Origin of the sequence: Streptomyces longisporoflavus (assembly GCF_014649775.1) — a bacterium.
Classification (GTDB): domain Bacteria; phylum Actinomycetota; class Actinomycetes; order Streptomycetales; family Streptomycetaceae; genus Streptomyces; species Streptomyces longisporoflavus.
On the sequence record NZ_BMTR01000008.1, the window covers coordinates 235,429 to 248,422 of the forward strand.

The 12,994-nt window shown below is 68.3% G+C and carries 9 protein-coding genes; 4 read left to right on the plus strand and 5 right to left on the minus strand.

Translation table 11 applies throughout. The features are described from left to right. Positions 1-5: 5 nt before the first annotated feature. Entirely contained in the window at positions 6-920 is a 915-nt protein-coding gene (locus tag IE226_RS18510) for a carbohydrate ABC transporter permease (protein ID WP_190082487.1), read from the minus strand. Between the two features lie 190 nt (positions 921-1,110). Continuing rightward, entirely contained in the window at positions 1,111-2,544 is a 1,434-nt protein-coding gene (gene ngcE, locus IE226_RS18515) for an N-acetylglucosamine/diacetylchitobiose ABC transporter substrate-binding protein (protein WP_190082380.1), read from the minus strand. 557 nt (positions 2,545-3,101) lie between these two features. Here ngcE and IE226_RS18520 point away from each other — a divergent pair. The 3 genes from IE226_RS18520 to IE226_RS18530 all read left to right on the plus strand — a co-directional run bounded on the left by IE226_RS18520 (position 3,102) and on the right by IE226_RS18530 (position 7,989). Beyond that, complete coding sequence (locus tag IE226_RS18520) at positions 3,102-6,962, plus strand: GH92 family glycosyl hydrolase (RefSeq protein WP_190082381.1); 3,861 nt, start codon at positions 3,102-3,104, stop codon at positions 6,960-6,962. Positions 6,963-7,115: 153 nt separating this feature from the next. Further along, positions 7,116-7,466, plus strand: a complete 351-nt coding sequence (locus IE226_RS18525) for a hypothetical protein (protein WP_229871180.1) — start codon at positions 7,116-7,118, stop codon at positions 7,464-7,466. Positions 7,467-7,599: 133 nt separating this feature from the next. Continuing rightward, the gene (locus IE226_RS18530) at positions 7,600-7,989 is read left to right on the plus strand and encodes a VOC family protein (protein ID WP_190082382.1); all 390 of its coding nucleotides are present in this window, start codon (positions 7,600-7,602) and stop codon (positions 7,987-7,989) included. Between the two features lie 73 nt (positions 7,990-8,062). Here the strand turns inward: IE226_RS18530 and acnA are convergent, their stop codons facing one another. Beyond that, complete coding sequence (gene acnA / locus IE226_RS18535; protein WP_190082383.1) at positions 8,063-10,777, minus strand: aconitate hydratase AcnA; 2,715 nt, start codon at positions 10,775-10,777, stop codon at positions 8,063-8,065. A 157-nt stretch (positions 10,778-10,934) separates the two neighbouring features. Then, positions 10,935-11,459, minus strand: coding sequence for a sigma-70 family RNA polymerase sigma factor family protein (locus tag IE226_RS18540; RefSeq protein ID WP_373306989.1), 525 nt, complete (start codon positions 11,457-11,459; stop codon positions 10,935-10,937). Between IE226_RS18540 and IE226_RS44105 the strand changes: the two genes are divergently transcribed. After that, positions 11,451-11,846 carry a beta/alpha barrel domain-containing protein gene (locus tag IE226_RS44105; RefSeq protein WP_229871247.1) on the plus strand — a complete coding sequence of 132 codons (396 nt, stop codon included), beginning with the start codon at positions 11,451-11,453 and terminating at the stop codon, positions 11,844-11,846. The two genes, IE226_RS18540 and IE226_RS44105, sit on opposite strands and share 9 nt — an antisense overlap. Here IE226_RS44105 and IE226_RS18550 read toward each other — a convergent pair. Beyond that, positions 11,828-12,841, minus strand: a complete 1,014-nt coding sequence (locus tag IE226_RS18550) for a LacI family DNA-binding transcriptional regulator (RefSeq protein ID WP_229871183.1) — start codon at positions 12,839-12,841, stop codon at positions 11,828-11,830. The two genes, IE226_RS44105 and IE226_RS18550, sit on opposite strands and share 19 nt — an antisense overlap. Positions 12,842-12,994: the final 153 nt, after the last annotated feature.

The following is a 12,994-nucleotide window of genomic DNA, read 5'->3' on the forward strand; positions in this document are numbered from 1 at the left end:
GGTCTTTAGTATTCGATCCGGTCGCGATTCCCGATCCTCATGACGATCAGCGAGAACGCCATGCTGAGGACGAGGAGGACAACTCCGATGGAGGTGGCATAGCCGTACTGGCCGTCACGGAATCGTTCGTAGAGGAAGACCGGGGTCACCTTCAGGACGTGCTCGGGCACCATGACAAGGACGATCGCGAACGAGTCGAGTGCCTGGATGCCCATATAGATCCAGCCCGTGCGGACGGTGTCCCAGATCAGCGGAAGCGTCACGCTGAAGAAGGTCCGCCCGCGGCCCGCGCCGTCGAGCAGCGCGGCCTCGTAGATGTCCTTGGGGATCGCGCCCATCGCGGCGGAGAAGAGCACCACGTAGAAGCCGACGAAGCTCCAGCAGAGCACGACGAGTACGGCGATGAGGGCGAGGGTGCGGTCGCCGCCGAGCCAGGCGGGGCCGTCGATGCCCACCTTGTCGAGGCCGCCGTTGATCAGACCGCTGTTGGTGTTGAGGACGCGGCCCCACACGACGGCGATGATGGCGACGGACAGGACCTGCGGGAAGAAGTAGACGACCTTGTAGAACGACGAGCCCGCGACGCCCGCGATGGCCTGGCCCTTCCGGTGCCGGCCGCCCGAGGTGATCATGTAGGCGAAGAACATGCCGAGCATGAGCGTGACCACCGGGGCGATGACCGCGAGGGCGATGCTCATTTCGAGCGAGTCCCAGAAGCGCTCGTCGTTCCACATCTTCGTGAAGTTGTCGAACCCGATGAAGTTCGCCACCGGGCCGCCGGACCAGTCGGTGAACGAGTAGTAGATCGCCTGGACGAAGGGCGAGATGACGAACAGGGCGTAGAACGCCAGCGGCAGCCCCAGGAATCCGATGATGAAGCGGTACTTGTCGAGCGTGCGATAGCGCCGGTCGTAGCGCACGCTCTCGGGGGTGAAGCGGGGCGGAAGGAGCACCGCCAGGAGGAACAGCAGCCCGTTCGGCGACTTGGGCCGGCCTGTCGGGTCCGGTGCCTTCTTCGGGGGTGGGGAATCGTCCACCCGGGTGTCAGTCTTCACGCCACTCCGCCCCGCCTCGTTCACGTGCCCGCGTACTCGGTCGATCCGCCGCTGATCAGGACTTCTTGACCTTGACGACGTCAGGGTCCTTGAGGATCCGGGCCCCGGCCTTCTCCATGATGTCCATGGCCTGCTTGGTACCGATCTGGCCCAGCATGAACTTGGCGATCATGTTGTTGAAGTCCTCGCGGAACAGCTCGTTGTACCAGTCCATGTGCTTCGCGATGACGACGTTCTCGCCGGCGGCCTTGATCGCCGCCTGCACGCTCGCCACACCGTGCGGCAATTTCTGGCCGTCGATGGCTCCCTTGACCACCGGCAGGGCGGAGAGCTCCTTGAAGTTGTTCAGCGCGGCCTCCTTGCTGTACATCGCCCGCAGCCACTCCAGGCCGCCCTGCCGGTTCTGCGCCTTCTCGGGGACGACGTAGAACTCACCGGCCGGCGCGTTGATCGTGCCGAACGGCATCTTGTCGCCCGAGTCCAGTGACGGGCTCGGCCCGAACGACATCCCGAAGTCCTTCGGGGTGGTGTCCTTGGCCTCATTCTCCACCCAGGAACCGTTGGGCACGAAGACGCACTTGCCCCCCTTGGTCCAGGCGGTCTGCATCTCGGTGTGCGCCTCGGTGCCGTCGAAGCCGGTCAGGACGTACTTCTTGGCGACCAGCTCCTCCCAGGCCTCGAAGACGTCCTTGACCGCGTCGTTCTTCCAGGCGCCCGGCTCGAGGTAGTCCATGGCCGTGGTGATGTCGCGCCCCCCGCGCTGCGCGAACATCGTGTAGATGCTGAAGAACATGTACCGCGGGTGGCCGCCCGGATAGCTCCAGCCGTGGATGCCCTTGGCCTTGGCCTTCTTGCAGACGGCCAGCATCTCGTCCCAGGTCTTGGGGTACGCGGAATCCAGGCCCTCCTCGAGCAGCTTCTTGGAGTAGAAGGTGCCGTAGACCGTCAGCGAGATGCCGGCCTGGAAGGTGCCGGGGCCACCGAAATTACCGCTCGCCTCGACCGCCGGTTCGAGGATGTCGCGCACCTTGACGCTCGGGTCGTCCCACGACGGCGCGTCGAGCAGCTCGGTGAGGTCCGCCACCTGCTTGTTGGAGACCAGCTTGCCGGGGTTCATCTGGTCGGCGCCGGAGTTGTTGATGACGTCGGCCGTCGGGTTGCCGCGGACGATCTTCGGCTGGACCTGCGTGGCGATCTTCGTCGTCGACTTCTGGCCGGCGTCCGAGTCCGGGTACCGCTTCTTGTACATGTCGGTCACGAACTGGGCGTACTTGTCGCCGTAACCGCCGTTGAAGACGACCACGGCGAGCCCGGCGTCCGACTTCACGCCGAGCGGGTTCTTCTTGGACTTCTCGCCCTTCTCCGCCTTGTTCTCGTCCCCGCCGCCGCTCGCGCAGGAGCTCAGGGCGCCCACCGCCGGCACTGCGAGAAGGCTGGTGGCCGCCGCCCTCTTCATCACGTCACGACGATTGATGCTGGTGGATCCCATGCTCAAGTCCTCGCCTTCTCCAGGACTCAGGCGGCGTACGGGGCTCCCGACAGCTCGCCAGTGGCGAAGGGCCCGACACCGCGGGTCAGTTGAAGCTTGGTGGTGCTGCACGTGCGTCAACTACATGGCAAGGGCTTGCACCCGCCACTCAGGGTGCCGATAGGTATAGTCCACTTCTCGGCAGCAGAGCAAGATCGAATGCAGCTTCGGCCAGCAGTCTTTCCCTAGTTGAGACCTCGCGGAGATACGGACTGGTTCGTTCACGGCGTGAGCAAATTCAGCCGGGGAAGTCGGCGGCGTCGGGACCCGTCGGCGCTTTCCCCTCACTGATCTTCCCTGGCCCCTCCTCGCTCCTCATTGGACTTTCTCCCCGGCCCCCTTGGACTTTCCCGGCACCATCTCCGGGGCGTCTCAGCTCACCTCCACCTCACCTCCGCCCCATCTTCAGCCCCACCGGCCCTTTCAACAGCCTTGACACCACCGGCAACTTGGCGCCCTACTGGACCTTGCGCAGCCATGTGACAACGTTGTCCACACTTGCAGGGAGGGGCTCGGGGATGCCGCACAGATCACGCAGACCTCGCTTCAGACACCATCGTTCGGCCGCGGTTCTCGGAGCAGCCGCGTTCACGCTCGTCGCGACGGCGCAGGGCGCCGCCGTGGCCAAGCCGGAGAAACCACCCAAAGCAGCAAGGGAGTTCGTTTCTTCGTTCGAAGAGGGCGATGTCCAGCCGGACTGGCTGAACACCGTGGAGACCGGGCCAGACGGCAAGAAGAAGACCGCCGGCGTCAACGGAGCGTTCAGCGCGGGCATCCCCGGCAGTGTGAACGACCACGTCACCGCGGTCCGCGCCAGCGGCGAGAACGCCGGCGGCGGCGAGGTCAAGGAGAACCTGGTCGACGGTGAGCCCACCAGCAAGTGGCTGACCTTCGCGCCCACCGGCTGGGTCGAGTTCGACCTCGACGAGCCCGCCAAGGTCATCACGTACGCGCTCACGTCGGCGAACGACCACGACGAGCGCGACCCCAAGGACTGGAAGCTGCAGGGCTCCACGGACGGCAAGGACTGGAAGGACCTCGACACCCGCAAGGGCGAGGCGTTCGACAAGCGGCACCAGACGAAGAAGTACGACTTCGAGAACGACACCGCGTACGCCCACTACCGCCTGGACGTCACGGCCAACAACGGCGCGTCGGACGCCCTCCAGCTCGCCGACGTCCAGCTCAGCGTCGGCGGCAGCGAGAGCCCCGTCCCCGAGGACATGCTCTCCCTCGTGGACCGCGGCCCCAGCGGCTCGCCGACCGCGAAGTCGGGCGCCGGGTTCACCGGCAAGCGCGCCCTGCGCTACGCGGGCACCCACAAGGCGGACGCCCGCGGTTACTCGTACAACAAGGTCTTCGACGTGAACGTCTCGGTGCGGCGTGACACCGAGCTTTCGTACCGGATCTTCCCCGCCATGGCCGAGGGCGACCTCGACTACGACGCCACGAACGTGTCCGTGGACCTCGCCTTCACCGACGGCACCTATCTGAGTGACCTCAAGGCCGTGGACCAGCACGGTTTCGCGCTGACCCCGCAGGGCCAGGGCGCCGCCAAGGGCCTCTACGTCAACCAGTGGAACAACGTCGCCGCGCGGATCGGGCAGGTCGCGCGCGGCAAGACCGTCGACCGGGTGCTGGTCGCGTACGACTCCCCCAAGGGTCCGGCGAAGTTCCGCGGCTGGGTGGACGACGTCTCCCTGAAGGAGAAGGCCCCGGCGAAGCCGAAGGCCCACCCCTCGGACTACGCGGACACCACCCGCGGCACGAACTCCAGCGGCGGCTTCTCGCGCGGCAACACCTTCCCCGCGACCGCCGTACCGCACGGCTTCAACTTCTGGACGCCCGTCACCAACGCGGGCTCCCTGAGCTGGCTCTACGACTACGCGCGCGGCAACAACGCGGACAACCTGCCGACCATTCAGGCGTTCAGCGCGAGCCACGAGCCGAGCCCCTGGATGGGCGACCGGCAGACCTTCCAGATGATGCCGTCGGTCGACAAGGACACCCCGTCCGCGTCCCGCACCAAGCGCGCGCTGCCCTTCAAGCACGAGAACGAGACGGCGCGCCCGCACTACTACGGCGTGACGTTCGAGAACGGTCTGAAGGCCGAGATGGCCCCGACCGACCACGCCGCGATGATGAAGTTCACCTATCCCGGTGACGACGCGAGCGTCATATTCGACAACGTATCGGAGAAGGGCGGCCTGACCCTCGACGAGGAGAGCGGCGTCGTCAGCGGCTTCTCGGACGTCAAGTCCGGCCTCTCCACCGGTGCCACGCGCCTCTTCGTCTACGGCACCTTCGACGCGCCCGTCACCGCGGGCGGCAAGCTGGAGGGCGGCGGTGGCGGTGACGTCACCGGCTATCTGCGCTTCGAGCCGGGCAAGGACCGCACGGTCAATCTGCGCCTCGCGACCTCGCTCATCAGCCTCGACCAGGCCAAGGCGAACCTGAACAGCGAGATCCCGTCCGGCACCTCCTTCGAGCGCGTGAAGAACCGCGCGCAGAAGAGCTGGGACGACATCCTCGGCAAGGTCGAGGTGGAGGGCGCGAGCGAGGGCCAGCGCACCAGCCTCTACTCCTCCCTCTACCGCCTCTACCTCTACCCCAACTCGGGGTTCGAGAAGGTCACGTCGGCGGACGGCAAGTCGAAGTACCAGTACGCCTCGCCCTTCTCGCCGCAGACGGGTCCCGACACCCCGACCCACACCGGCGCGAAGATCGTCGACGGCAAGCCGTACGTCAACAACGGCTTCTGGGACACGTATCGCACGACTTGGCCCGCCTACTCGCTCCTCACGCCGAAGAAGGCCGGTGAGCTGGTCGACGGCTTCGTGCAGCAGTACAAGGACGGCGGCTGGACGTCCCGCTGGTCGTCGCCCGGCTACGCCGACCTGATGACGGGCACCTCCTCGGACGTGGCGTTCGCCGACGCGTACGTCAAGGGCGTGGACTTCGACGCGAAGGACGCGTACGACGCGGCCGTGAAGAACGCGACCGTCGTGCCGCCGAGCTCGGGCGTCGGCCGCAAGGGCATGGAGACCTCGCCCTTCCTCGGCTACACCCCCAGCGAGACGCACGAGGGCCTGTCCTGGGCCCTTGAGGGCTACCTCAACGACTACGGCATCTCCCGCATGGGCGAGGCCCTCTACAAGAAGACGGGCGAGAAGCGCTACAAGGAGGAGTCGGAGTACTTCCTCAACCGCGCCCGCGACTACGTCCACCTCTTCGACGGCAAGGCGGCCGGTGAAGGGTTCTTCCAGGGCAAGAACAAGAAGGGCGACTGGCGCGTCCCGTCCGACAAGTTCGATCCGCGCGTGTGGGGCTACGACTACACCGAGACGAACGCCTGGGGCTACGCCTTCACCGCCCCGCAGGACTCGCGCGGCCTCGCCAACCTCTACGGCGGCCGCAAGGGCCTCGGCGACAAGCTGGACAAGTACTTCGCCACCCCGGAGACCGGCTCCGCCGAGTTCGCGGGCTCCTACGGAGGTGTCATCCACGAGATGACCGAGGCGCGCGACGTACGCATGGGCATGTACGGGCACTCCAACCAGGTCGCCCATCACGCCGCCTACATGTACGACGCGGCCGGTGAGCCGTCCAAGACGCAGGAGAAGGTCCGCGAGGTCCTCTCCCGCCTCTACACGGGCAGCGAGATCGGGCAGGGCTACCACGGCGACGAGGACAACGGCGAACAGTCGGCCTGGTACCTCTTCTCCTCGCTCGGCTTCTATCCGCTGGTCATGGGCAGCGGCGAGTACGCGATCGGTTCGCCGCAGTTCACCAAGATGACCGTGCACCTGGACAACGGCCGCGATTTGGTCGTCAAGGCGCCGAAGAACAGCGCGAAGAACATCTACGTGCAGGGCCTGAAGGTCAACGGCAAGAAGTGGACCTCCACGGCGCTCCCCCACAAGGAGATCGCGCGCGGCGGTGTCCTGGAGTTCGACATGGGCTCCAAGCCCTCGTCGTGGGGCACCGGCAAGAACGCCCAGCCCACGTCCGTCACGCAGGACGACAAGGTGCCGTCGCCGCGCGGTGACGCCATCAAGGGTGACGGCGCGCTCTTCGACAACACCTCGGCCACGGACGCCACTTCGGCCTCCGTGGAGCTGCCGGTCGCCAAGGCGACGAAGGCGGTCCAGTACACGCTGACCTCGTCGTCCGACAAGGCGAAGGCGCCGCGCGGCTGGGTGCTCGAAGGCTCCGCCGACGGCGAGAAGTGGACCCAACTGGACAAGCGCTCCGGGGAGTCCTTCGCCTGGGACAAGCAGACACGGGCGTTCACCGTGGACAAGCCGGGTGAGTACGCGCACTACCGGCTCGTCCTCGACGGTTCGGCGACGCTCGCGGAGGTCGAGCTCCTGAGCTGATCCGTCTGCCGTGAACGAGGGGGCGGGGGTGCGTGCGCACTCCCGCCCCCTCTCGTTTCGAGTGACCGTCGCGTGACCGGCACGACAGGGCCGCTCGGAAGCATCACAGCTGTGCGGAAGACCCGCGACGGAGAACCAGAAGGAGACCAGCGCATGAACAAGACCCGCCGCCTCACCAGGCTCGTGCTCAAGCTCGCAGCAGTGGCGACCGCCGCGCTGCCGGCGCTCGCCGTGGCGCCGGGCGCGGCGGCCGCACAGCAGGTGCCGGCCGCCGCGCCCCCCAACGTCCTCAGTTGCACCACGGACACCGACGGGTACTGGGGGCACGCGCACTGCACCAACAACAGCAATGTCGTGACGGCCTTCCGCGTCACGGTGGTCTGCGGCCACTGGCCGGACACCACCGGCGAGTGGAAGACGCTGAACCCGGGCGCGTCCGACGTGTCGAGCGCTCGCTGCTTCGGCGGCTCGGGGGTCGGGAGCGTGGGCTGGGAGGAGGGCTGATCGTCCGGTGCTCCCGGCCGGAACAGCTCGACAGCGCGATGTCGTCGTGCCTAAGATCCACGGCGACATCGCGTGCCGGTCACCGACCGGGTGAGGCATGGAGGTGTCGGGAGATGCCTTCTGGAGGCATTCCTTGTCGGTAGAGCTGAACCACACGATCATCCACGCCCGGGACAACCGGGAATCCGCGGAGTTCCTCACGGACCTGCTGGGCCTTGAGATCACCTCGGAATGGGGCCCGTTCATCGCGGTGGAGCTGGGCAACGGAGTCACCCTGGACTTCGCCACCGTCCCCGCGGAGCACCTCACCCCGCAGCACTACGCCTTCCTTGTCTCCGAGGACGAGTTCACGACGGCGTACGAGAAGATCAGGGCGCGCGGCATCGAGCACTGGGCCGACCCGCACCAGCAGCAGCCGGGTGAGATCAACACCAATGACGGCGGGCGCGGGGTCTATTTCCTGGACCCGGCGTCGCACGCGATGGAACTGATCACGGTGCCGTACGGCGGCTTCCCCGGGTAGCCCCCTGGAACGACCGAGGGCCGCACCCCGTCGTGAGACGGGGTGCGGCCCTCAACTGCTGCTGCCGGTCAGGCTACTTACGGATCAGGCTGCGCAGCACGTACTGCATGATGCCGCCGTTGCGGTAGTAGTCCGCCTCACCGGGGGTGTCGATGCGGACGACCGCGTCGAACTCGACACCGGTGTCGGTGCTGACCTTGACGGTGCGCGGCGTGGTGCCGTTGTTGAGCTCCTCGACACCGGTGAAGGAGAAGGTCTCCTCGCCGGTCAGGCCGAGCGTCGCGGCGGACTGGCCCTCGGGGAACTGGAGCGGCAGGACGCCCATGCCGATGAGGTTCGAGCGGTGGATGCGCTCGTACGACTCGGCGACGACGGCCTTGACGCCGAGCAGCGCGGTGCCCTTGGCGGCCCAGTCGCGGGACGAGCCCGAGCCGTACTCCTTGCCCGCGAGGATCGCGAGCGGGGTGCCGGCCGCCTGGTAGTTCTGCGAGGCGTCGTAGATGAAGGAGACGGGGCCGTCTTCCTTCGTGAAGTCGCGGGTGAAGCCGCCCTCGGTGCCCGGCGCGATCTGGTTGCGCAGGCGGATGTTGGCGAACGTGCCGCGGATCATGACCTCGTGGTTGCCTCGGCGCGAGCCGTAGGAGTTGAAGTCACGGCGCTCGACGCCGTGCTCCGTGAGGTACTTGCCGGCCGGGGTGTCGGCCTTGATCGCACCGGCCGGGGAGATGTGGTCGGTGGTGACCGAGTCGCCCAGCTTGGCCAGGACGCGGGCGCCCGTGATGTCGGAGACCGGGGTGGTCTCCATCGTCATGCCCTCGAAGTAAGGGGGCTTACGGACGTAGGTCGACTCGGGGTCCCACTCGAAGGTGTTGCCGGTCGGGATGGAGAGGGCCTGCCACTGGGCGTCGCCCGCGAAGACGTCCTGGTAGGACTTGTTGAACATGTCCTCGCCGATGGAGTTGGCGACGACGTCGTTCACCTCGGCCTCGGAGGGCCAGATGTCCTTCAGGTAGACGGGGTTGCCGTCCTGGTCGGCGCCGAGCGCGTCCCTGGTGATGTCCACCTTCATCGAACCCGCGATGGCGTACGCGACGACCAGCGGCGGGGACGCCAGGTAGTTCATCTTGACGTCGGGGTTGATGCGGCCCTCGAAGTTCCGGTTGCCGGAGAGGACGGACGTCACGGCCAGGTCGGCGTCGTTGACGGCCTTGGAGACCTCCTCGGGCAGCGGGCCCGAGTTGCCGATGCAGGTGGTGCAGCCGTAACCGACGAGGTTGAAGCCGACCTTGTCGAGGTAGGGGGTGAGCCCCGCCTTGTCGAAGTAGTCGGTGACGACCTTGGAGCCCGGCGCGAGGGTGGTCTTGACCCACGGCTTGCGGGTCAGGCCCTTCTCGACGGCCTTCTTCGCGACGAGCGCGGCGGCGACCATCACGTACGGGTTCGAGGTGTTGGTGCAGGAGGTGATCGCGGCGACGGTGACGGCGCCGTGGTCGATCTCGTACGTCGAGCCGTCGGGGGCGGTGACCGTGGTCGGCTTCGACGGGACGCCGTTGGAGGTGGCCGGGGCGTCGGACGCCGGGAAGGACTCCTTGCCGGCCTCCTCGTCGTCGGTGACGTAGTTGCGCACGTCCGTCGCGAACTGCTGCGCGGCGTTGGCGAGGACGATGCGGTCCTGCGGGCGCTTGGGACCGGCGATCGACGGGACGACCGTGGCGAGGTCGAGCTCCAGCTTCTCGGAGAAGTCGGGCTCGGCGGCCGGGTCGAGCCAGAGGCCCTGCTCCTTGGCGTACGCCTCGACGAGCGCGACCTGCTGCTCGTCGCGGCCGGTCAGGCGCAGGTACTTCAGCGTCTCGTCGTCGATCGGGAAGATCGCGGCGGTGGAGCCGAACTCCGGCGACATGTTGCCGATGGTGGCGCGGTTGGCGAGGCTCGTGGCCGCCACACCCTCGCCGTAGAACTCGACGAACTTGCCGACGACGCCGTGCTTGCGCAGCATCTCGGTGATCGTGAGCACGAGGTCGGTGGCGGTGGTGCCCGCGGGCAGCTCACCGGTCAGCTTGAAGCCGACGACACGCGGGATGAGCATGGAGACCGGCTGGCCGAGCATCGCGGCCTCGGCCTCGATGCCGCCGACGCCCCAGCCGAGCACGCCGAGGCCGTTGACCATCGTGGTGTGCGAGTCGGTGCCGACGAGGGTGTCGGGGTAGGCCTGGCCGTTGCGGGTCATGACCGTGCGGGCCAGCTTTTCGATGTTGACCTGGTGCACGATGCCGGTGCCCGGGGGGACGACCTTGAAGTCGTCGAAGGCGGTCTGACCCCAGCGCAGGAACTGGTAGCGCTCCTTGTTGCGGCCGTACTCCAGCTCGACGTTCTGGCCGAAGGCCTCCGCCGTGCCGAACTTGTCGGCGATCACGGAGTGGTCGATGACCAGCTCGGCCGGGGAGAGCGGGTTGACCTTGTCCGCGTCACCGCCGAGCTCCTTGACGGCCTCGCGCATGGTGGCGAGGTCGACGACACAGGGCACGCCGGTGAAGTCCTGCATGATCACGCGGGCCGGCGTGAACTGGATCTCCTGCGAGGGCTGGGCCTGGGAGTCCCAGCCGCCGATCGCACGGATGTGGTCGGCGGTGATGTTCGCGCCGTCCTCGGTGCGGAGCAGGTTCTCCAGAAGCACCTTCAGGCTGTAAGGGAGGCGCGCGGAGCCCTCGACCTTGTCCAGCTTGAAGATCTCGTACGACTCGTCGCCCACGCGCAGCGTGCTGCGGGCGTCGAAGCTGTTCGCCGACACGACAGTCTCCTTCAGATTTTTTCGCGCGTTCCGTACATCCTGCCGCCACGACTCCTCGTCGGTCCGCTAAGGTAAGGCTTAGTTAGGTAACCCTTACCGGGTGGCGGCTTCTGGTGCGCCTCGGCAGATATCTCGATGTCGAGATAACTCTAGTACATCACCCACGAGTACGACGAGGCGCGCCAGCCTGCCCGCACGTCGGGGGCAGCACCGAGAACTCCAGAGCGCGCAGCCGGCGCGGGTCCGCGATCACCTCGTACGCGGCCACGCGCCCGTCCTCGACCCTGATCGCCAGGGCGAGGACCAGCCGTCCGTACGGCGCCACGACCAGGCCCACCGTGCCGTTGACGAGCGCGGCCTCCGCGAAGCGGGCGTTGTTCCTGAGGACCACCGTCTCCTCGGCCACGGCCCGTGCGCCGCGCAGCACCTCGGTGAGGTCGGCGGTGCGTACGACATCGGGGGCCAGGACGGTGAGCAGCGCTTCCAGGTCGCCGCTGCGGGCGGCCCCGAGGAAGGCGTCGACGACACGCCGGTCCTCCGCGAGCCCGGGGGCGGCAAGCACCTCCGGCGGCCCCTGGACCTTGTGGCGGGCGCGGCTCGCGAGCTTCTTCGCGGCCACCGGAGTGCGCTCCACGATCGGGGCGATCTGCGTGAACGGCACGGCGAACAGGTCGTGCAGCACGAAGGCGACACGTTCGGCGGGCCCCAGTGTGTCGAGAACCACAAGCAGCGCGCGGCCCACGGAGTCGGCGAGGAGCACTTCCTCCTCCGGGCCCTCCGGGCCGCCGCCCTCGCCGGGCCGGACGAGACCCCCGGTTTCACGGCGTTCGCGCGCTACCGGGAGCGGTTCGGCGGGCCGCTGATCGCGAACAACGGCTTCGACGGGGACTCCGCGAACGCCCTCGTCGAGGCGGGGCTCGCCGACGCCGTCTCCTTCGCCACGCACTTCGTCGCCAACCCCGATCTGGTCAGCCGCTTCGCCCTGGGGCGCGAGCTGGCCGACGGGGACCCCGCCACGTACTACCGGGGCGGCGCGGAGGGCTACGTCGACTATCCGGCGGCGGGCTGAGCGCGGGAGGAGTCGCGCGGGACCAGGGCCGCCGGTACGACGACGGGGCCCTGGGGTGCCGTCCCGGACGCGGGGCCCGCGCGGCCCTCGACCAGGTCGACGAGGAGCTCCACCGCGGCGCGTGCCGTCGCCTCCGGGGCGAGGGTCACCGTGGTCACGGGCGGCCGGGTCAGCGCGTAGCCGGTGTCCTCGCTCGCGCACACCACACGCAGATCGCCGGGGACGCGCAGACCGAGCCGCGCCGCGGCGGCCAGGAGCTGCCGGCCGCCGGGGTCGTACGCCGCGTAGACGGCGTCGGCGCGGGCCGGGCCCCGCAGCAGCGCGTCGAACGCCTTTCCTTCGGCGTCCGTCACGTCGAAGGGCACGACCAGCGGGTCCGCGCCGTGTTCCGCGCACCATGTGGCGTAGGCCGCCGTCACCGTGCGCGCGTAGTGCTCGTCGCCGTGGCCCGACTGGAGGGCGACGCGGCGGGCGCCGGACGCGGCGAGGTGGTCGAGGACTTCGCGGGTGGTCGTCTCGTGGTCGTTGTCGACCCAGTGGTCGCCCGGGTGCGGGTCGCCGGGGGCGCCGTCGAAGACGAGCGGGATGCCGCGGGCGCGCAGCGCGGTGACCATCGGGTCCCCGCGCGGGCTGTCCATGATCAGCATGCCGTCGACGGCGAGGGTGTGCCACGAGTCGTCCCCCGCGCGGGCGGCGGGCAGCGCGGTGAGGGCGTAGCCGCGCGCGTGGGCCGCTGAGGTGGCAGCCGTGACGACGCGGGAGAAGTAGGCGATCTCCGTGTAGTTCCAGGCGGTGGGGAACGTGGTGACCGCGATGCCGAGGGTCCGTGTGCGCGGGGCGGTGCGGCGGGTGCCGTAGCCGAGGGCGGTGGCGGTTTCCCGTACCCGGCGGCGGGTGGCGCCGCCCAGGCGGCCGGTGCCGTTCAGGGCGTGCGAGACCGTCGCGGTCGACACCTCCGCTGCGCGGGCTATGTCGGTGAGGGTGGGCCCTGGCACGGCGGCAATCCTACGGATTCACTGTGCCGGGGGCCATGTTTCCGCGGAATCCGTCGCGGGCGGCCGGTTCTGGTTAACGGGTTACTCGGTGAGGGTTTGTGGCGCCGCGGGGTTGTTGCGCCGCCCGCCTCGCGGCGGTTTTTTTGCCCGCCC